Source organism: Candidatus Pyrohabitans sp. (assembly GCF_054014795.1).
This window is the reverse complement of sequence record NZ_JBPMGE010000081.1, coordinates 1-19,401: the sequence shown is the minus strand read 5'-3', so window position 1 is coordinate 19,401 and position 19,401 is coordinate 1. Positions and strand designations below refer to the sequence as shown.

At 53.6% G+C, this 19,401-nt stretch carries 19 protein-coding genes; 12 read left to right on the top strand and 7 right to left on the bottom strand.

Translation table 11 applies throughout. From position 1 onward, the window contains the following. From ACXJJW_RS08440 to ACXJJW_RS08420, 5 genes are all read left to right on the top strand, one after another. A partial coding sequence (locus tag ACXJJW_RS08440; protein WP_456475301.1) for a hypothetical protein occupies positions 1-946 on the top strand: 946 nt, incomplete at its 5' end. Positions 947-957: 11 nt separating this feature from the next. Then, positions 958-1,665 (top strand): ATPase domain-containing protein, encoded by a 708-nt coding sequence (locus ACXJJW_RS08435; RefSeq protein WP_456475300.1) that lies wholly within the window; start codon positions 958-960, stop codon positions 1,663-1,665. Between the two features lie 8 nt (positions 1,666-1,673). Next, positions 1,674-2,336 carry a DUF5612 domain-containing protein gene (locus tag ACXJJW_RS08430; RefSeq protein WP_456475299.1) on the top strand — a complete coding sequence of 221 codons (663 nt, stop codon included), beginning with the start codon at positions 1,674-1,676 and terminating at the stop codon, positions 2,334-2,336. A gap of 18 nt (positions 2,337-2,354) precedes the next feature. Continuing rightward, positions 2,355-4,988 carry a UPF0182 family membrane protein gene (locus tag ACXJJW_RS08425; protein WP_456475298.1) on the top strand — a complete coding sequence of 878 codons (2,634 nt, stop codon included), beginning with the start codon at positions 2,355-2,357 and terminating at the stop codon, positions 4,986-4,988. 3 nt (positions 4,989-4,991) lie between these two features. Beyond that, on the top strand, positions 4,992-5,345 hold the full coding sequence (locus ACXJJW_RS08420; RefSeq protein ID WP_456475297.1) for a hypothetical protein: 354 nt from the start codon (positions 4,992-4,994) through the stop codon (positions 5,343-5,345). Positions 5,346-5,388: 43 nt separating this feature from the next. On the opposite strand, the gene ACXJJW_RS08415 is transcribed toward ACXJJW_RS08420, so the two are convergent. The 3 genes from ACXJJW_RS08415 to ACXJJW_RS08405 are packed head-to-tail and all read right to left on the bottom strand — an operon-like array spanning position 5,389 to position 6,184. Beyond that, complete coding sequence (locus ACXJJW_RS08415; RefSeq protein WP_456475296.1) at positions 5,389-5,559, bottom strand: hypothetical protein; 171 nt, start codon at positions 5,557-5,559, stop codon at positions 5,389-5,391. Between the two features lie 10 nt (positions 5,560-5,569). Continuing rightward, entirely contained in the window at positions 5,570-5,866 is a 297-nt protein-coding gene (locus ACXJJW_RS08410; protein ID WP_456475295.1) for a hypothetical protein, read from the bottom strand. Positions 5,867-5,878: 12 nt separating this feature from the next. Next, complete coding sequence (locus ACXJJW_RS08405) at positions 5,879-6,184, bottom strand: DsrE family protein (protein WP_456475302.1); 306 nt, start codon at positions 6,182-6,184, stop codon at positions 5,879-5,881. Positions 6,185-6,475: 291 nt separating this feature from the next. Between ACXJJW_RS08405 and ACXJJW_RS08400 the strand changes: the two genes are divergently transcribed. Genes ACXJJW_RS08400 through ACXJJW_RS08385 form a run of 4 tightly spaced genes read left to right on the top strand, consistent with a single transcriptional unit; the run spans position 6,476 to position 9,862 of the window. Next, on the top strand, positions 6,476-7,213 hold the full coding sequence (locus ACXJJW_RS08400) for a respiratory nitrate reductase subunit gamma (protein ID WP_456475294.1): 738 nt from the start codon (positions 6,476-6,478) through the stop codon (positions 7,211-7,213). 2 nt (positions 7,214-7,215) lie between these two features. Next, on the top strand, positions 7,216-8,964 hold the full coding sequence (gene dsrK, locus ACXJJW_RS08395; protein WP_456475293.1) for a sulfate reduction electron transfer complex DsrMKJOP subunit DsrK: 1,749 nt from the start codon (positions 7,216-7,218) through the stop codon (positions 8,962-8,964). Then, entirely contained in the window at positions 8,961-9,323 is a 363-nt protein-coding gene (locus tag ACXJJW_RS08390) for a thioredoxin family protein (RefSeq protein ID WP_456475292.1), read from the top strand. The genes dsrK and ACXJJW_RS08390 overlap by 4 nt, the downstream gene beginning before the upstream one ends. Positions 9,324-9,328: 5 nt before the next feature. After that, entirely contained in the window at positions 9,329-9,862 is a 534-nt protein-coding gene (locus ACXJJW_RS08385) for a hypothetical protein (RefSeq protein ID WP_456475291.1), read from the top strand. A 36-nt stretch (positions 9,863-9,898) separates the two neighbouring features. Here the strand turns inward: ACXJJW_RS08385 and ACXJJW_RS08380 are convergent, their stop codons facing one another. From ACXJJW_RS08380 to ACXJJW_RS08365, 4 genes are read right to left on the bottom strand one after another with little or no spacing between them, the layout of a single operon-like run. Continuing rightward, positions 9,899-11,011 (bottom strand): ABC transporter permease, encoded by a 1,113-nt coding sequence (locus tag ACXJJW_RS08380; RefSeq protein ID WP_456475290.1) that lies wholly within the window; start codon positions 11,009-11,011, stop codon positions 9,899-9,901. Continuing rightward, entirely contained in the window at positions 11,008-12,702 is a 1,695-nt protein-coding gene (locus ACXJJW_RS08375; protein ID WP_456475289.1) for an ABC transporter permease, read from the bottom strand. The genes ACXJJW_RS08380 and ACXJJW_RS08375 overlap by 4 nt, the downstream gene beginning before the upstream one ends. A 2-nt stretch (positions 12,703-12,704) precedes the next feature. Continuing rightward, the gene (locus ACXJJW_RS08370; protein WP_456475288.1) at positions 12,705-13,430 is read right to left on the bottom strand and encodes an ABC transporter ATP-binding protein; all 726 of its coding nucleotides are present in this window, start codon (positions 13,428-13,430) and stop codon (positions 12,705-12,707) included. 20 nt (positions 13,431-13,450) lie between these two features. Further along, complete coding sequence (locus tag ACXJJW_RS08365) at positions 13,451-14,989, bottom strand: ATP-dependent DNA ligase (RefSeq protein WP_456475287.1); 1,539 nt, start codon at positions 14,987-14,989, stop codon at positions 13,451-13,453. 110 nt (positions 14,990-15,099) lie between these two features. Between ACXJJW_RS08365 and ACXJJW_RS08360 the strand changes: the two genes are divergently transcribed. From ACXJJW_RS08360 to ACXJJW_RS08350, 3 genes are all read left to right on the top strand, one after another. Then, a complete protein-coding gene (locus ACXJJW_RS08360; RefSeq protein ID WP_456475286.1) occupies positions 15,100-15,864 on the top strand; it encodes a hypothetical protein in 765 nt (254 codons plus the stop codon). Positions 15,865-15,962: 98 nt separating this feature from the next. After that, entirely contained in the window at positions 15,963-17,135 is a 1,173-nt protein-coding gene (locus tag ACXJJW_RS08355; protein WP_456475285.1) for a metallophosphoesterase family protein, read from the top strand. Further along, the coding region (locus ACXJJW_RS08350; protein WP_456475284.1) for an AAA family ATPase at positions 17,132-19,401 on the top strand (2,270 nt) is incomplete at its 3' end. The genes ACXJJW_RS08355 and ACXJJW_RS08350, both read left to right, overlap by 4 nt.

Below are 19,401 nucleotides of genomic sequence, written 5' to 3'. Positions count from 1 at the left end.
CGTGAGCATGACCCTGACCACAGTTATACTGAACGACCCTGAGCTGGGTTCCCTGCTCGGCAAGCGGGGCACAGCCAGCGACATAGCTTTCTACAACCGCAAACTCAGCGGCGAGATTTACATCTTTGCCGAGCCTCTGACCTATCCCGAGAGGCTTGCTCCTCTGCTTCAGACCATCAGCATGGCTGACGCGGCGATAGTGCGTATAGACGCCCTTACCCCTGAGCTGGGTGAGATGCTCCTTGCTCTGGATATGCTCGAGAAGAGGCAGGGCTTGCTCATCCTCGAGGGTCTGGTGAGAGAGCAGGTACTGCCTATAATTAAGGGCACAGTGGCTGAGGACTATGCGGTTGTTGAGAGGGACTTCAACGCCATAATCTCAGAGCTTGACAGCTTTTCCCATGAAAGCGAACCTCCTGCCCGCGTGGAAGTGGACCACGCCTTCACTGTGAAGAGTGTTGGCACCGTCCTGCTCGGGTGCGTTAAGGGTGGAAGAATAGAGAGGCATGCAAAACCTGTGCTGCTGCCCCAGGGCAAGGAGGTGCTCATCAAGTCAATCCAAATTCAGGATGAGAATGCGGCACAGGCTGAGACGGGCGAGCGTGTTGGGCTAGCGGTCAAGGGGGTAAGCAGCGAGGATATAGAGCGAGGCAGCATACTCACGACAGAACCGGAGAGCTTCAGCGTAACCACTGAGGTGGTGCTGGACTTTGTTAAGTGCCCCTACTTCAAGGGAGACCTCAAGCCAGAAATAAAATGCATGCTCAGTCTGGGTATGAGCTATGAGGCTGCAGTAATAAAAGATATATATAACACGGAGGACAATAGACTTAGGGTTGAAGTGGAAACCGAGAAACCTGTTGCCACAACACAAGGCGAAACAGCTGTGATTGCACGACCTGAGGTAAGGGGTTTGAGGCTGGCTGGAAAGGGATATGTTATCTGAGAGGTGCTGGGATGGATGTGGTAAGGACGGGAATCCCTGGTTTAGATAATCTCTTCGCAGCGGGTGGTTTTCCGAAGGGGAATACCATCCTTCTAATAGGCGGACCCGGCAGTGGTAAGTCGATATTCGGGATGCAGTATGTGTATGCAGGGATAACTGAATACGATGAGCCCGGGATTTTCATCACCTTTGAGGAAACCCCAGAGAAGATAAGGAGAAATATGCGCGCCTTCGGCTGGGAGCTTGAAGAACTGGAAAGTAAGGAGATGTTAATAATAATGGATGCAGTGACATACAGGATCTCTGGCGACGTTGATGAGGAGACGCTGCGCTCAGGTCTGGATGTGGACAATCTCATCGCCAATCTCGACGACGCCATCTCCGCCATAGGCGCTGAGCGTGTGGTTATAGATTCGCTGTCTGTGATGGGCCTCTATGCCCATGACGAGTTTGAGAAGCGCACAAAGCTGCTTCGCCTGTCCAACCTGCTCAGCATGCGCAATGTCACAAGTCTGGTGATTACAGAGGCGAGTAGTGCTGACATAGGTATAAAGGAGTTTCCCATTGAGAGCTTCATATTCGACGGCGTATTGAGCCTCCGCCTGGATACAGAAACCCAGGACAGGAAGATTTCAATACGAAAGATGCGCGGCACAAAGCATGTGATTGGCTCCTTCAAGTTTTCAATAAACCCGGATGGAATAGAACTCTCTCCATAGGTGTCTTTATGAAAGAAAAAGAGATTGTGGGCATAAGTGTATTTGCAAGCGACCGCAAGGGCTTGCTGAGGGACGTTAGCACAGTTATAGCTGAGCACGATGTTAATATAACCTATGTGCAGCAGTTTATGCAGGATGAGGTGGTGCAGATATACTTTGAGCTCGAGGGTGTGCGCGACCTGGAGAAGCTCAAGGCGGACCTGCTCGGGGTCAGCGATGTTGTGGAGGTTGAGGTTCACAAGCCCTTTGAGGAGATTTACGGCAAGCGGGTGATAGTTATCGGCGGCGGCGCCCAGGTTGCACAGGTGGTGCTCGGTGCGGTGAGCGAGGCAGACCGCCACAACCTTCGCGGCGAGAGAATAAGCGTCGACACAATTCCTCTGGTGGGCGAGGAGAAGATTGCAGAGGCGGTGCGTGCAGTGTCGAGGCTGCACCGCGCAGCCATACTCGTGCTCGCAGGTTCGATTATGGGCGGCGAGGTGACCAAGGCAGTGCAGGAGCTTAAGGCAGACTACGGCATACCTGTAATATCCCTGAACATGGTGGGCTCTGTGGTTGAGGTGGCTGACCTGGTTGTTACTGACCCTGTACAGGCGGGGGTTATGGCAGTCATGGCAATAGCAAAGACAGCTCGGTTTGATATGGAAAAGTTGAGAGAAAAGAAGTTCTAGCGTGGGTGAGTGATAAATATGAGAAAAGAGTTTATACTTTACATTGCAGTTGCCGCGGCGCTGCTGTCTACTACATTTATAGGGGTGTACACAGACTACCTGTGGTTCGGCAACCTTGGCTATACGCAGGTTTTCCTAAAGATATGGAAGACAAAACTGCTCATCGGTCTTGTAGTAGCGCTGCTATTCTTCCTGGCCGCCTACATAAACCTGACCATCACGAGAAAGTTTTTCGGTGTGAGTACACCAACCAGGTGGCTGTACCTCGGCTCTTCCCTTCTTCTCAGCCTCTTCATCGGCCTGGCTGCGAGCCGGGGATGGGAGCTGTTCCTCTGGTATACAAAAGCCACACCCTTCGGCGTCGTGGACCCTGTGTTTATGAAGGACATCTCCTTCTATGTGTTTCGTCTGCCCTTCTATGAATTCCTGTGGAGCCTTGGTTTTCTGTCCCTCATCTTTATAACCGGACTTACGGCGCTGATATACCTCTCTGGGGCTGGAGCGGTTATCAAGGAGAGGATATTCGGCGAAATAGTGGCTCTACTTCCTTTTAATGCCAGGCTACATGCGGGCGCAATCGCAGGTCTGTTTGCCCTCCTCTTTGCTGCCAAGTTCTACCTGTCCCGCTATCGGGTGCTTTTCACAGCCAAGGACACTTTTTTCGGTGCGGGTTACGCTGAGGTGAAGGTTTATCTCCCTGTGCTCACCCTGCTCCTTGTCCTCGCCGTGATTACGGCTGTGCTCTTTTTTGCGCTGAAGTGGGTGAACATAAAATTACCAGTGGCAGCGAGCGCAGTGCTTGTGGTGGTTGCCCTCGGAGGCAGCTTTTTTACCTCTGGCGTGCAGCACTACAAGGTGGCTCCGGATGAGTTCAACTACGAGCGACCATATATTCAGGAGAGCATAAAGTTTACCCGCCTGGCCTATGGCCTCGACAGCATAAAGGAGGTGGAGTTTCCAGCCACGCAAAATCTAACCATAGAGGATATCAATAACAACGAGGAGACCATAAAGAACATCCGCCTCTGGGACTACCGTCCGCTGAAGCGTACCCTGAAACAGCTTCAGCTCATCCGCACCTACTATGCCTTCAACGATGTTGATGTTGATCGCTACGTCTTGAATGGCGAATACAAGCAGGTTATGCTGGCTGCGAGGGAGCTCAACACGGCACAGCTGGCCAAGCAGTCCCTTACCTGGATAAATGAGCACCTTGTCTATACTCATGGATATGGCATAACCATGAGCCTTGTGAATGAGGTAACCGGCGAGGGACTGCCGGTTTTTGTGGTGAAGGACATTCCGCCCAAGTCGCCCTATATTGAGATTACAAGGCCAGAGATATACTACGGGGAGCTCCCCGGCACATATATTATAGTTAAGACGAAGACAGAGGAATTCGACTATCCCAGAGGAGAGGGAAATGTTTACACCACCTACGAAGGCGAGGGTGGTGTTGAGCTCAGCTCCTCCATCAGAAAGCTCGCCTATGCGCTTCGCTTTGGAAGTGCAAAGATATTCCTGAGCAACTCAATAACCCAGGAAAGCAGGATAATGTACTACAGGAACATCAGGGAGAGAGTGAGCAAACTCGCACCCTTCCTGGTCTACGACAGCGACCCCTACATCGTTGTGGCGGAGGGCAGGCTGTACTGGATAATAGATGCATACACAGTGAGCAGCAACTTCCCTTACTCTGAGCCCACAAACAGGATAAATTATGTGCGCAACTCTGTGAAGGCGGTTGTGGACGTCTACTCGGGCAGGGTAAACTTCTATATCTCGGACCCGGAGGATGCGATAATCCGCACCTACGCCAGTGCCTTCCCCGGGCTGTTCAAGTCCCTGGAAGAGATGCCCTCCAAGCTGAGGATGCACCTCCGCTATCCGTCGGATTTCTTCCTGATTCAGGCTGAGAAGTATGCCACATATCACATGCTCGACCCCCGCGTTTTCTACAACCGCGAGGACGTGTGGAATATTGCCGAGGAGCTTTACGAGGGTGACAGAATTAAGATGGAGCCTTACTATCTGATAACCAAGCTTCCGGGTGAGGATAAGGAGGAGTTTATTCTCATGCTTCCCTTTACGCCCAGGAACAAGAACAACCTCGTGGCGTGGCTGGCGGCAAGAAGTGACGGCGAGCACTACGGCGAGCGCATAGTGTACCTCTTCCCCAAGGATAAGCTTATCTATGGTCCAATGCAGATTGAGGCGAGGATAGATCAGAATCCTGAGATTTCCCAGTACTTCACCCTCTGGGACCAGGCCGGCACGAGGGTGATAAGGGGCAATCTCCTGGTTATTCCTATTCGGGAGTCTCTGCTCTACGTTGAGCCGGTGTTTCTGCGCGCCGAGCAGCGCGACTCCCTGCCGGAGCTCAAACGGGTTATTGTGTCCTTTGGTGAGACCATCGCAATGGAGGAGACTCTGGACGAAGCCATAGAGAGGGTGTTCGGCAAATCTGTGGAGGAAGTCATCAAAGAGTATGAGGCTGTACCCCGTACAGAGGCCGGAAAAGATGAACTCATGAAACAGCTGCTCCAGCACTACTCTGCTGCGCGAGAGGCGCTTCGCAACGAGGACTTTGCCAGCTTTGGAAGGGAATTCCAGGCGATTGGCAAACTTCTGGAGGAGATTGAAGGGAGGTGAAATATGTTCACCCTCCTTCGCATTCTGATTTTTGCTGTTGCCATCTTCCTCCTCTGGCGGATATTTAAGGAGTATTACGGCAGGCTCAGGGAACGCATTCCCAGGAGGGTATCAGAAAAGGAGGTGGTTGAACCCCGCGTAGAGACGCTGAAGAGAGATGGAACGACAGTTATGCGTGTCTATCTGCCGGGGGTGGCTTCTGAAAGTGATATAGAGCTGAAAATACTGCAGGAGTCCATAGAGGTCCGTGCAGATGGCAGAGATAAATCATTCTTTAAAATTATACCCCTGTCTTCAAAAAATAGATTGCGCTCACGGAAATTTGAGCCGCCTGTGCTGGAGATAGAGGTGATGTGAGCTCGCCGGGAGAAAAATGCAGGAATAAAATAAAAAGAGGGAGCTACCACCAGCTTATAACCTTGTCGGCGGCGAAAATCTTGTCAACGAGAGCTTCGTAGTCTTTGTTCTTGTAGAGTTCGAAGATCTCGACATCATGCTCCTTCTTGTGCACCTCTATTATCTCCTTCACCCTGTCGCTGGGCTCTGACCTGAGAATCTCAAGTATCTTCATCTTTACCACCTCAGTAGGGTATAATCACATCGAACTCCAGTATCTTCTTTGCCATCTCTTCGACGCTCATTTCGTCGATGTACTCGCTCTTCTCCACGTTCTTGGGGTTGTTGCTCACCACAAGGCCGCCGTTGTCCTTTATCCACTCAAGGTTCTCGGCCACATCTCCGCGCTCTACGTCGTAGTCCACATCTATAATCATCAGGCTCGGGTCATTGCCACCGAGCATTGTCCCCAGTGCGGAGCGGCTTGCCTCCTCCTGAACATATCCGTCCTGGCTATTGCTTATAAATACAACAGTGACCATCCTCCTCACCTCCTAGAACACCACATACTTATCCACGTTCTTCATCATGTCCGCATTGTAGTCCTGCGTGCCCTTCTTTATCCCCTCCGGGATCTCATACTCCTTGTCCAGACCGAGCTCCTCAAAGCTGTGGAGACACATGGCAACGTCTGCGCCAGCTTTGACCAGTTCTTTTGCTTCCTCTGTGGGGACAAGTTTAACCCCTGGGCCTGTGAAGAAAACTCTGACCTCATGCCCTTTGGCTGCTGCCGCCTTGACCAAGCCAGCCAGGTCTTTCCCATGCTTTTCTGTGCATACAAATATGCCAAGCTTTCCCATATCAACCACCGATTACGATTATGCCTGCTTTTATTTAAACTTTATTTTCATGAAAATCGAACTTCGCTCAGGGAACGCTTTCGCTTATGCTGAGCCTGCAATTTAAATGTCTCTCCCACTGGGGTTTATCTGGAAATATATTTCGCCGCTCGTGCAAAACTTTGCACAAGCGAAATATTTTTGCAATAACACACCGGGGCGGTAATTCGGAGAATGTTAAAATAAATGGTAAAGTATTTATACTAAATTTTAATACATGAATGTGAAAGTACATCGAAATGAGGTGGTACTATGGGAGTCTTGGGAAACTTTGTTGTAAACATGCTGCCGTATATAGCCTTCACAGTTTTTGTCGTGGGGGTTCTATATCGCATAGCGGTATGGTGGAGCAGACCTTCACCCGTACCTATTCCAGTGTTCCCCGGTCAGCGGAGCGTTGGCAGCGCCATAGTGAGGGTGCTCAGTGATGTGATATTCTTCCGCACACTGCTACAGTTCAATGGCAACCGCATACTGTGGCTTGGTGCCTGGCTTTTCCACATAAGCTTTGGGCTTATTCTGCTGCGTCACCTGCGCTATTTCCTGGGCGAAGAGGCAGTACCCGGCTGGGTGGTTTCGCTACAGGGCATCGGCATAGCTGCGGCGCTTATCATAAGCGTCCCGCTTCTATATCTGCTGGTGCGCAGGCTGGCGCATGCGGATATAAAGTTTATCTCCACGCCTGCAGACTACTTTGTGCTTCTGCTGATACTCAGCGTGGTACTCTCAGGTCTATATGCCAAGTACTTCGCCAGCCCCTTTGTGGTTGATGTGAAGTACGTGATTCGAAGCCTCATGGCTCTGAAGCCTGTGGACCTGAGTACTGTGACGCTGAACACCGCTTTTCTGGTGCACTTCTTCCTGGTGCAGGTGCTGGTGATGTACATCCCCTTCAGCAAGGTGATGCACCTGGGCGGGATATTCTTCTCGCCAACGCGAACCCACCACTTCGGCGGTGAGGCGCATACCAAAGAGGTCGAGGAGGCGTGAAAATGGGAGAAGAGCTTGATAAGATGTATGACGTTGAGCTTAAGCCGGGTGCTGGCGAGGATTACGTTTGCTACCTTATAACGCCAGAGCTGGCGGAGGTGATGAAAACCAAGATACCAGCCGAACCTCTGCCAGACGAGCAGATGGTTGAGGTTGCGCTCAAACGGCTGGACCAGCTCCGCAAGGAGAGGAAGAGCCTTCAGCTCTACCTGGACATCTGCGTACGCTGCGGCGCCTGTATAAAGCAGTGCCACTACTTCCTCGGCACCGGCGACCCGAAAAACACGCCAGTGGGCAGGGCAGAGCTTCTCAGAAAGGTTTACAGGGCGCACTTTACCATAAGCGGCAAGCTCTTTGGTCCGCTGGTGGGTGCTCAGAAGCTCACGCCTGAGATTCTGAAGGACGAGTGGTACAAGTACTTCTACCAGTGTTCCGAGTGCAGGCGCTGTTCTGTGTTCTGCCCCTACGGCATAGACCAGGCCGAGATAACAATGGCGGGCAGAGAGGTGCTCAACAGCGTGGGCCTGGCCACGAGGTACATCACCAAGGTTATATCCCAGGTCTATAAGCACGGCAATAACCTTGGCATACCGGAGAAGGCATTCAAGGCAAACTGCGAGTTCCTTGAGGAGGAGATTGTGGAGAGCATAGGCGTTGAAGTGAAGATACCTGTGAACAAGGAGAAGGCAGAAATCCTCTACCTCCCCCCGAGTGCAGACCTCTTCACCAACACAGATACGATGATAGGTGTTGCAAAGGTATTCCACGCGGTGGGTGCCGACTGGACGATGAACACCTATGCCAGTGAGGCTGCAAATTTCGGACTCTTCATAAGCTATGACGACCTGAAGGCGATAAACCTTCGCGTGGTTGAGACAGCCAAGAAGCTTGGCGTAAAGCTGGTAATCTTCGGTGAGTGCGGCCACGCCTGGCGCGCCGCGCGGCAGTACATGGAAGAGATGAACGGTCCGCTGCCCTTCAAGTTCATGAACATCTTGGAGTACACCGCGGAGATGATACGCAAGGGCAAGCTCAAGAATATCGATAAGTCGCGTAACGACGACGTTGTGGTTACGCTGCACGACCCGTGCAACTACGCCAGGGCGGGTGACCTGGTGGAGGAGACCAGGTTCATAATAAAGTCGGTGTGCAACAACTTCGTTGACATGGATCCCAGTGTCACTAAGGAAAAGAGCTTCTGCTGTGGCGGCGGTGGAGGGCTGCTCACTGAGGAGATAATGGAGCTCAGAATGAAGGGCGGCCTGCCGCGTGCTACGGCTGTGAAAGAGGTGGTGAAGTCGCACAATGTCAACTACCTGGCAGCGCCCTGTGCCATAGACAAAGCCCAGCTGCCGCTGGTCATGCAGCACTATGAGCTGCCGGTGCAGGTGGGCGGCATCCACGACCTGCTGAGCAAGGCAATCATTCTCGAAGGTCAGGAGGAGTTTGAGGCGAAGAAGAAAGCCGAAGAGGAGGCCGCAGCTGCCGCAGCCGCTGGACCGAGCGTCTGTGGGTTATGCGATGCAGAGTTTGCTACCATGGACGAGTGCTGCGAACATGCGGAGAAGGAGCACAAGATTTCAAAGGACCAGTGCGATATGGCATGTGAACAGAAGGCAGTAGAACAGGCGAGTGTCTGTGGGCTGTGCGATGCAGAGTTTGCTACCATGGATGAGTGCTGCGAACACGCAGAGAAGGAGCACAAGATTTCAAAGGACCAGTGCGATATGGCATGTGAGCCAAAACAATGAAAGAGATTAACGAGGCAACCTGGTTTGCAGAGGTAACCTGTTCCAGTACACCTGTAGCGGTGCACTTCTACGCGGAGTGGTCGCCGGCATGCAGGGATATAGAGTGTCTGCTCGAGGAGTATGAGCAGCGCTTTGCTGGTAAACTCAAGTTTGTGAAGATAGACATAGATTCAAATGAGGCGGTGCGAATTGCGAACCGCATAATAGCACCGCCTTCATTGATAATCTACTACAAGGGCATACCTGTGAACGGCATCGCCGGTCCGCAGCCGCCATGGGTGTACGAGAACAGGATAACACGAGCTATAAGACTTTACGAGAGAAGGCTGAAAAATAAAAATGCAAACAGGAGGAGGTAGTAAACATGAGAAAGGTGTTGATACTTATTGCGATGGTGGGCATCGTCCTTCTGCTCAGCGGATGTGTAGCACCACCGGAGAAGCCCGTGAAGGATTCCAAGCTGCAGGAACACCCCTCACCAAAGGTGAGCATGGAGTACTGGAAAGCGAACCACGGCAATGAGGTGGAGAGCGGCAGAGCAAGCGAGGAGAACTGTCTGAACTGCCACAAGCCAGACCAGTTCTGCAACAAGTGTCATGCCTATGTGGGTGTGAAGCTTATAGAGGCTGGTGAGGCTGAGGCAGCACCACCAGCACCTGAGGTAAAGACAGAGGAGAAGGAAGCCAAAAAAGAAGCAGCTGAGGCAAAGGCGGTTGCGCTCCACGGCGAGGGCAATTGTGACATGTGCCATGACGCTCCTACACTATCGGATATGCGCACAGGATTGCACAAGGAAGCCTTTGAGAAGTTCGAAGGGCACAAGAACTTCTGCAGCCAGTGTCACGATGTCCAGAAGGACTGCACCAAGTGCCATGGGCTTCCTGCTGTGATGCAGTGAAGCTTTCCCCCTCTATTCTTTTTTTTATTTTAGTAGTTATACCCTCAAATTTTCCCTGTACTCAAGCAGCTTCTCACCGAATATAAGCGTTAACACAGCGCCCATGGCGAGGAGCACAAAACCTGGGAGCACCTCGCTCAGGGGTACAGCAGGATTCGAGGCGAGCTCTGCAATAAGGGTTACGGGCGAGATTTCGTAGAGCGTATTTTTCAGTGAGACCGGGGCGAAGAAGGCCAGAGATGTGGCTATTAGGAGCACAGTAACCCCGACATTGGCGTCCTTTATGCAGTCTGAGAGTGCAGAGAGTGCAACCCCGAGGGCGATAAACAGTACATCGAGCACTGCAAGAAGCAGGAGGAGCGTGGGAATGTTGTACACTGGAATCCCCCTGACAGTCAGCAGCAGCACCCACAGCAGCGCCTGCACAAGGGCGATGCCTGCGATGGGCAGGGCCTTGCCCAGGATTATCTCCCTGTAGCTTAATGGAGCTACCAGCAGCAGCTCGTAGGTTCTGCGCTCCTTCTCGCCCACAATAGCGTCGGTGGTCATGTTAACCGCCAGAAAAGTGGGGAGCAGCAGAATAAAGGGCACAAGCAGGCCGTACATGAGTTCAACAAATTCCGCGGGTAGTGCAGATGCCATGCCCCCAACCTCAAGCCTAATTGGCCTGAATATGGCCTCAGGGTCGTGCACAAGCTTCGCCGCAGCCTCCCGCCTGAGATTCTCCTCCAGCCTCAGCACTGCCTTTGTCACCTCGGCATCCGCATACCCTGAGAGCACATTGGTGTTGTCTATGTAAAGCGTCAGCTCTGCACCGCCTTGAGCAATCGCCTTGCTCATGTTCGCAGGTGCCACAAGCACAGCCACGAGGCGCTTTGCATTCAGGGCGCGCCAGTGGTCCTCATCCTCGAGGTTTACAAGTCTTAGGTTCTCAAGTTCAAGCATTGAGGCATCGCCAACTATACCTATGCTCACCTGCTGGGAGGGCACATACCTCCCCATCACCTCCGGATTGGCGATGGAGGTGTAGAGCAGGGCCACAAAGGTTATACTTACAACGATAAAAAGCTGCACCACAAAGGCCAGGAGGTAGAGCCTCTCGCTCAGGATATCCTCAAACTCCTTTTTTGCCAGGGCGAGGAGCCTCAAAGTGCCACCTCCATCACTGCGAAGTTGAAGAGAGCGTGGGCTGCCACAGCAAGCGCAAACAGTGCCACACCGCGCCTCCCCTTGACGTATAGCCCAGCCCCTGCGATAGAGCTTGCTGCGAGGTGCATTATGAGCGTTGTGGCAAACCTCTGGTAGAGCAGCGGTGTGAGAGGTATTCCCAGAAGCATGGCTGCGGAAACGCCTGCGAGGGCGGTTTCCACAAGGAAGAATCCCGCTCCAGAGGCGGCTGCAACAAGGACAATACTCCGGGTATTGACCCACTCTCGCCTTCTCCTGAGAATCAGGTACACCGGAAGAAGCTTGAGGCCTTCCTCAACCGCCGCCGAGAGGAGGACGAGAAGATAGAGGGCTGGCAGAGAATATCCCAGAAGCCAGAGCAGGCTCAATGCAGAGGCAAGCTCCACCGCAGAGGCAGCAAGAAATACCCCCGGCGACAGGAGCAGCGCCGTGGCGATGCCTGCCCGCAGGGGCGATTTGCCTGAGAGCACAGTCTCTATGGAGTCATCCAGCAGCTTTCTCACACCCGGCCTTGGTCCGAATATTATGTCGTCACGATAGCTCAGTGCGGCGGCAACGCCCACGATGCCCAGAGCTACGGTGCCCAGCCCAAAAAGAAGAAGAGCAAAGGCGCTGCTCGAGAAACCCTCACCCGACACCGCCCGCGAGAGGAGATTGAAGGGCACATAGGAGAAGAACTCCCTCGGGGAGAAGAACTCTATTGTGAGCGCATATATCAGGGCTACGAAGAGGGGGACATAGAAAATCATAAGGGCTATGTTTGCCTCTTTCAGATTTCGTGAGTACAGGGCGAGGGCGGTGGCGATGGCGATTACCAGAGCGTTGAGTGCGGCGAGCAGCAGGAAAGCCTCAAGGGGCTTTGCGATCGGTATACCCACTGCCGCAATACCAGCCACCCAGACTGCACATTCGGCGGTGACAAAGCCCCACACCGCTGTGAACTTCCCTGCGATAATCTCATACCTGTGGAAGGGCGCTGCAATAAGCGCCTCTATCGTCTTTCTATCCTTCTCACCAACTATCGCATCCACAACCAGCCCGCCGGACATGAAGAGGGGAAAGAAGAGCACAAGGGGCACGAGGTAGGCCAGGAAGAAGCTGGAGAACTGCTCCCCTCCACGCTGCACCACCACCGGCTTGAGAAACTCCCTTTTGATGCTTATCAGATTCGTCAGGTTTGCCTTCAACCTCTTCTGCCTCTCCCTGGAAAGCTCTGCGCCGGCTTCGGTGATGCTCTCCTTCACTGCGTCGAGGGCGCTGGAGCTTTTTATGCCTGTGGAAAGGAAGAGCTGGACCCTCTGCTGTGAGAGTTCACTCTCCCTGTAATCCCGCGGAATTAAGAGATAGGCTGCAATCATCCCGCGCTTCAACTCTTCCTCGGGTGCGTTGGCGAAGCGGTACAGTTTCAGCCTCTCATTCCTCTCCAGAGACGCAAGGAGCACATCGCAGTCATCGCTGTCCACCACCACACCAAGGGGGATAAATTCCCGCATGGAGGGAGCTGGCAGGGCGAGGTTTCCCTCGGCGAAGAGGTTTCCAAATGCCGGCAGAAGGGCCAGGAGGAGAAGTGTCTGCACACCAAAGGCGAGCATAAATTTTCTGTTGCTCACTATCTCCCAGAGTTCGCGTTTTGCTATTGAAAGGACCCTCAAGGTTATTCCCCTCTTGTGTACCTCATGAAAACATCCTCAAGGCTGGGCGAGTGGTAACCTTCATCTGCGAGTTCTGCCTTTAGCTTCTCGGGCTCGCCCTGGGCCACAAGCTCCCCCTTCACAAGTATGCCCAGCCTGCTGCAGAGCTGCTCGGCCTCTGGCATGTAATGGGTGCACAGCAGTACAGTCTTTCTGCCCTTCAGGGAGGCAATAAAATCGCGTATCTCCCTCGCTGTAAGGGGGTCCAGCCCCATAGTGGGCTCGTCGAGTATGAGGATTTCCGGGTCATGCAGGAGGGCACGCGCTATTGAGATGCGCTGTCTCATGCCCTTGGAGAAGGTGCTCAACCTTGCATCTGCCCTTTCCTGCATCCCCACCATGGAGAGGAGCTCTTCTATCCTGGCCTCACCGTCGGCGACGCCATAAAGCGAGGCGAAGAAACGCAGAAGTTGCCTGGGGCTCATGCGCTCATACAGGTTTGGCTCCTCGGGCAGGTAGCCGATGAGACGCTTCACCTCTATGCCGTGCTTACCCACATCCATGCCCTTTACAGTTACCCTGCCAGAGCTCGGCCTCAGAGCGCCGCACAGGATGCGGATTGCCGTTGTCTTACCTGCGCCGTTTGGTCCAACCAGGCCAAAAATTTCCCCCTCTGCGATGCTCAGCGTGAGTTCGTGAAGCGCCGTCACATCACGAAACCTCTTGGTCACGCGCTCAAACTCTATCATCCTCTTTTCCTTCTTAAAGGCTAACAACTGTAACTTCCCTTTCTTTTCAGCTTCGCCTGATATATCTCACGAAGCTTGGCCAGAGTGTCCACCTCCTCCACGCCCTTGTCGCGGCGAAGCCGCTTAACCCGTGCGAATCGGAGGGCGAGTCCCGCCTCGTAGCGGGGAGAGCGCTGGACCTCGTCAAAGGCCACCTCAACCACAAGAGTTGGAGTAACCCGAACCACACCGCCCTCCTCCGCTATCCTGTGCTTCAGAAGCTCCCTGGTTATCTCCTCCAGCATCTCATGGCTTAAGCCTTTGAAGGTTTTTCCCACCATAACAAGCCTCCCCTCCTCTTCATCCAGTGCCCCGAGGTGCAGATTGCTCAGCCATCCTCTTCGCCTGCCGTGACCCCACTCAGCCGCGATAACCGCCAGGTCCAGGGTTGTGAAGGGCTTTACCTTCAGCCATGCACGGCTGCGCTTCCCGGGCTCATAGGGCGATTCAAGCCTCTTAACCACAACACCCTCATGTCCCTCCCGGAGCGCCTCCTGGTAGAATTCCATAGCTTCATCTGCATCACCCACAATCCGCCTTGTGGCGAGAAGCTCCTCCCCTGCTATCTCTTCGAGCCTTGCCCATCTCTCCTTATAGGTGAGGTTGAACAGGTCCCTTCCATCCAGGTGCAGTATATCGAAGAGGTAAAGCCTGAGCTCCGGCATGGCTTCCCTATCCATGGCAAGGGCCCGGATGACGTCCTGGAAGGGCAGAGGTTTTCCATTTTCGCCAAGCGCTATGACCTCGCCCTCCACCACCAGCCTCTCAGCCTTAAGCTTTGCTACAGCATCTCTGAGTCCTTCAATGCCCAGCTCGCGCAGCCTTCGCGAGAATATCTTAACCTTGTCACGATACCTGTGAATCTGCACCCTCGCACCGTCGTACTTGTACTCCAGCGCGGCACTGCCATGCAGGGCTTCCTCTATGCTTGCCGCCGACTCTGCGAGCATGGGTTTAACCGGTGTAAAAAGTCTTATTTTCAGCTCTGGTAAGCGACCCTGGCTGGAGAGTATCTGTGCGACTTCGCTTATATCTCCGAGAAGTGCATGGGCGAGACGCACCCTCTCCGGGTTTGCTCTGAATGCCCTCGCTATAGCTTCCACCATCAAACCCTCACTAACGCCGGTGCGCATCTCTCCGAGAATACATCTCGCAAGGTACCTCGCCTCAGTGCTGCTCGCCTTTGAGAAGAGCGCCATGAGCAGAGCCCTTTTTCTTCTCCTCGATCCCCTGCCCCCGAGCGCAGCCACCCTCTGAAGCGCTTCCCAGACTTCAGTAATGGTCAGAGGCGAGCTTATCAGGGTTGCCTGAGGCACCGCAAGAGTTTTAAGCGTGGCCCAGCCCACCTCCAGGGGAGCCCTGGTGAGCCTCCCTCCGAGCAGGAGCTTCACAGCAGGGGCAACCTCATCCTCCTCCAGTGAGGCGAGGAAGGAGGCAAGGATGGCAAGCTTCTCATTCCTTGAGCTGCGCTGCGAGAGCCTCTCCGCAACCTCCGCAAGCCTCGCATATGGGGTGGGCATTTTTACCTCTATTTACGTCCTTATGCAAGATATATTTTAGGTCCGTAGCAATGCCAATAATCTTTTTCTTGTTATTCAGGTAAAGTTTAAGAAAGTTAAAGAGGAATTGTATGAGCCGAAGAATAATTTTAACAGCCCTTGCAATCCTTCTGCTCCTCTCGGGGTGCACCTCTGAAAATAAGGAGTATGTGAGCACCCCGGAGGGTGAGGTTCAGGACTTTGAAATCCAGATACCTGAGTTAAGAATAGGAGAGATACTGGTAAGCGCCAAAAAGCTGGACAACCAGCTGGTCTCCACCAGAGGGGTTGTTACTGAGACAGTGCAAACCGGGAGCTACACCTATGCCAGGGTCAGGGACGACACCGGTGAAATATGGGTCGCGGGACCAAAGGCCCAGCTCGAAGCTGGAGAAGAGGTGGAGCTCAATGGCGCTCTCGTAGTGCTGAATTTTAACTCATCCAGCCTGAATAAAACCCTGGATGTGCTGCTCATGGTTCAGAGCTTCAGCGCAGGCGAGCCCTCAGTGGGCACATCCATGGGGAATATCTCTGTGGAGAAGCTTGAGGATGGCTATACAGTGGCTGAAATTTTCTCCAGAAGTGAGGAACTTTCAGGTGGGCAGGTCAGGTTTAGAGGTGTGGTTACAAAGGTGCTCCCCGACATTCTGAACAAGACCTGGATACACATTAAGGATGGTACGGTGAATGAAGCCACCGGAGAGGATGAGCTTATAGTAACCTATGCGGGAAGCGAGGAGTTCAGGGTTGGCGATGTTGTGGTGGTGAGCGGCAAGCTCAAGACCAACGTGGATATCGGCTCCGGCTACTTCTTCAGGGTTCTGATTGAGGATGCAGGGGTAGAGAGGGAGGACTAACTTATACTTTTACGGTGCTCTCGCAAAAAGTGTATCTCCACATGAAGGGGAAGTAGCCCTAAAGCAATCTTTAAAACACCTCAGGCAGAGGTTAGGCTATGCGCTTTGCTCACCTCGCAGATACCCACCTGGGCTACAGGCAGTACAATCTGGATGAGAGGGAGGAGGACTTCTACGCAGTCTTCGATGAGGCGGTGGACAGGATAATAGATGCCGGGTGCGAATTTGTGCTCCACAGCGGCGACCTGTTCGACGAAGCAAGGCCTCATGTTAAGGCCCTTGTGCGCGTTCGCGAGGCCCTGGAGAGGCTTAGTGATGCAGGAATAAAATTTTACTGCATTGCCGGCAACCATGATATGCTGATGAGGCGGGGGGCTGTGCCGCCTCAGAAGCTCTACCGGGAGGTTGAGTTTCTGACCCCGGCGAAGCCCTTCCGGGTGCATGGCGATGTATTTATCGCGGGCCTGCCCTACTTCTCAAAGATTCACCGCAGGGTACTGCTTGAGAAGCTTTCTCAGCTCGAGCGGGAGGCTGAGAGGTACGAAACCAGGGTGCTTGCCCTCCATCAGGGCATCAGGAAGTATTTTGACCTGGAGTACGAGGTGGACCTTGTCGACCTGCCCCAAAACTTTCACTACTATGCAATGGGGCACATCCACAAGAAGATAGTCGATGCCTTTGGCGAGGGTGTGCTCGCCTACCCGGGTTCGACAGAAATATGGAGGAGCGATGAGATAGGCGAGTACGAGAGAAGCGGGAAGGGGTTTTTCGTCATCGACACAGAAGATATATCGCCAGAAAGCATAGAGCGGGTCACCCTGGAGAAGGTGCGCCCCTTCAGGAGGGTGGAGATAGAGCAGGTTGAGGAAATCTATGAGCTTGCGAAGAGCCTTGAGGATGGAAAAAGTGTTCTCCGCATAGATGTCCGCTGTCCCCCTCATGAGTTTCAGAGGATATATCATCGAATTCTGGCTGGACTGGGAGAGAAGGCGCTGTATATAGATGTGAAGAAGCGCAGCTCCGGTGGGGAAGCAAAAACTAAGGGGGTGAGCAGGGTGAGTGTGGAACAGCTTATCAGGGAGAGCATGAGTGAGCATACCAGCACTGAGCAGGAGCTGGCGGTGGAGCTATTCAGACTGCTTGCCAGGGGTGGGGTTAAGGAGGCACAGCAGGTGGCCCAGGGGTTCTTTGAGCGCATCTACTCGCCGCAGCGCATGCAGCAGTCCCAGCCGGTATCGAAGGAGCAGCTCCGCCTGGAGGGTTTCAGATGATTGTGGAGAAGCTTTCCCTCAGAGACTTCAGGTCCCACGGCGCAACCAAGGTGAGGTTTAATGAGGGAATTACAGTTATAGTGGGGGAGAATGGCTCTGGCAAAACTACCCTGCTGGATGCGATTAACTTTGCGCTTTTTAAAAATTCAAGTGTTGGTGTTGACGATTTAATAAGACGGGGTGCCGAGGAGGCGCAGGTCGGGCTTGTTTTTTATGAGGGAGGGAGAAGGTACAGGGTTGTGAGGAGGCGCAGAAAGGGCAGAACCGCCGGAAGCTCATTGTACAGGTTTGAGAATGGAGATGAGCTGCTCATTGCGAAGGGTGAGGGTGAGGTAACCCGCGAAATAGAGCGCATTCTGGGGATAAACGCGGAGCTGTTCACAAGCGCCATATACATCCGTCAGGGTGAGATTGATGCCCTTCTCTCAGCTCAGCCCTCTGTGAGGAAGAGGATAATAGGCAAACTCCTGGGCGCTGAGGATATGGAGAGGGCTTATGCTGCAATGCTCGAGGTGGTGAGGGAGTTTGAGATGCGTCTGGCAGCGCTGGAGGGGGTGGATGCCGACCTCAGGTCAGCACGGGATAGACTTGAGGGACGTGCTGAGGAGATTAGGAGACTGGAGCACCAGCTTGAGGAATGGAGAAGGGCACGGGGTGAGGTTAAGGAGGCAATGATGGTTGCGAAGGGGAAGCTGGCAGAGCTCGAAGAGGGCCTGCGTCTGGTGCGGAGCAGGGAAGCTCTTGCGGTGGAGCGCGTCCATCTTCTGGAAAAGCTGGAGAGGCTGAAACACTACTCTGCCAGACTTGAAGCGGTAAGGGAAAGGGGAGAGAGGTACCTGGCCCTTGAAGCTGAGCTAAACCGGCTGAGGAAGAAGATGGAGAATCTCTCGGTGCTTGATGCTCTTCTGAAGGGTAAGGAGAGGGAGAAGGGGGAGGCTGAGGCAAAGCTGGCAGAGGTTGAAGTTTACCTTGAAAAGGCGCTCAAGCTTGCATCCAAGGTGCTCGCCGTGCCTGCACTTAGCCTGGAGGAGCTTGTTGAAATGCTGGGGCGCAGGCTTGAGGAGATGAAAGAGACGCGGGAAAACATAAATCGGGAGAGGGATGCTCTTGCAAAGGAGGCCGCAAACCTTCGCGGGCGTGCAGGGGAGGTTGAGAAGAGTCTGCAGGAGTTGCTTGCTGCCGGGAGCAGGTGTCCTGTGTGCGACAGCAACCTCAGTGAGGAGCGCAGGGAAAGGCTGGGTAAGGAATACAGGCGCAGGATCGCCGAGGCGTTGCGCAGGGCGCAGGTGCTGGAGGGCGAGCTGGAGGATAAGAAGCTGGAGCTCGGCTATGTGGAAAAGAAGCTGGAGGAGGCCAATGCGCTTAAAGCTGAGCTTTCAGTTATCAGGAGCAGGGCAGGGGAAAGGGATAGGCTGAGGAAGAAGATAAAGGAGCTGGAGGGAGAGCTTAAAGCGCTGGAAGAGCAGCGCCGTCTGCTTGAACCTGTAGCAGGGCAGGTTGAGGAGCTTGAGAAGGAGAGGGATTCTCTTAAAGAGGCGCATGAGGAGTACATAGAGGCGCGCGGATATCTGAGGAAGCACATGCATGAGATGGATGAGCTTGAAAAAAGGGCGAGAGAGGTGGAGGAGGAGCTGAAAAACATCGATGGGTCGCTCAAGAAACTTGAGGAGAAGCTGGGGCATGAGATTTCCGAAGAGCACCTTGCAGGAGTGCGAATAAGGTATGAGGAGGTGCAGGCGAAGTTCACAGAGCTTGAGAAGCAAATAAGTGCAGGTGAAGAGGCGCTCCGGAGGGTTAAAGGTGAGATTCAGGAGCTTGAGGGTGAGATAAATACTATGGAAGAGAAGCTGCTGGAAAAGGAGAGGCTGGAGAAGTTTATCTCACTCCTCAGGAAAATCCGCGGCCTCTTCCACCGCGACAGTCTGCAGACTGAGCTGCGGCGCAGGGCTCTGCCCCTCATAGAGGAATACGCCAGGGAGGTTTTTGAGGAGTTCAACCTGCCCTATAGCGAGCTCTCGCTGGACGAGGATTTCAGCGTTGGTGTTTTTGGTCCTCTGGGTGAGGAGAGCGCCCACATGCTCAGCGGGGGCGAGAGGGTTGCCCTCGCCCTGGCGCTCCGCCTGGGCATAGCCAAGGCGCTCTCTGGCAGTGCAATGGAGATGATTATGCTGGACGAGCCAACTATACACCTCGACGCTCAGCGCAGACAGGAGCTTGTGGAGATTATCAAAAAGCTCTCCTCTATTCCGCAGACGATAGTGGTGAC

Bases quoted from the DNA above. Each gene is read 5' to 3' on its own strand.
- ACXJJW_RS08435 (WP_456475300.1), top strand. From the start codon at position 958: ATGGATGTGGTAAGGACGGGAATCCCTGGTTTAGATAATCTCTTCGCA.
- ACXJJW_RS08430 (WP_456475299.1), top strand. From the start codon at position 1,674: ATGAAAGAAAAAGAGATTGTGGGCATAAGTGTATTTGCAAGCGACCGC.
- ACXJJW_RS08425 (WP_456475298.1), top strand. From the start codon at position 2,355: ATGAGAAAAGAGTTTATACTTTACATTGCAGTTGCCGCGGCGCTGCTG.
- ACXJJW_RS08420 (WP_456475297.1), top strand. From the start codon at position 4,992: ATGTTCACCCTCCTTCGCATTCTGATTTTTGCTGTTGCCATCTTCCTC.
- ACXJJW_RS08415 (WP_456475296.1), bottom strand. From the start codon at position 5,559: ATGAAGATACTTGAGATTCTCAGGTCAGAGCCCAGCGACAGGGTGAAG.
- ACXJJW_RS08410 (WP_456475295.1), bottom strand. From the start codon at position 5,866: ATGGTCACTGTTGTATTTATAAGCAATAGCCAGGACGGATATGTTCAG.
- ACXJJW_RS08405 (WP_456475302.1), bottom strand. From the start codon at position 6,184: ATGGGAAAGCTTGGCATATTTGTATGCACAGAAAAGCATGGGAAAGAC.
- ACXJJW_RS08400 (WP_456475294.1), top strand. From the start codon at position 6,476: ATGGGAGTCTTGGGAAACTTTGTTGTAAACATGCTGCCGTATATAGCC.
- dsrK (WP_456475293.1), top strand. From the start codon at position 7,216: ATGGGAGAAGAGCTTGATAAGATGTATGACGTTGAGCTTAAGCCGGGT.
- ACXJJW_RS08390 (WP_456475292.1), top strand. From the start codon at position 8,961: ATGAAAGAGATTAACGAGGCAACCTGGTTTGCAGAGGTAACCTGTTCC.
- ACXJJW_RS08385 (WP_456475291.1), top strand. From the start codon at position 9,329: ATGAGAAAGGTGTTGATACTTATTGCGATGGTGGGCATCGTCCTTCTG.
- ACXJJW_RS08370 (WP_456475288.1), bottom strand. From the start codon at position 13,430: ATGATAGAGTTTGAGCGCGTGACCAAGAGGTTTCGTGATGTGACGGCG.
- ACXJJW_RS08365 (WP_456475287.1), bottom strand. From the start codon at position 14,989: ATGCCCACCCCATATGCGAGGCTTGCGGAGGTTGCGGAGAGGCTCTCG.
- ACXJJW_RS08360 (WP_456475286.1), top strand. From the start codon at position 15,100: ATGAGCCGAAGAATAATTTTAACAGCCCTTGCAATCCTTCTGCTCCTC.
- ACXJJW_RS08355 (WP_456475285.1), top strand. From the start codon at position 15,963: ATGCGCTTTGCTCACCTCGCAGATACCCACCTGGGCTACAGGCAGTAC.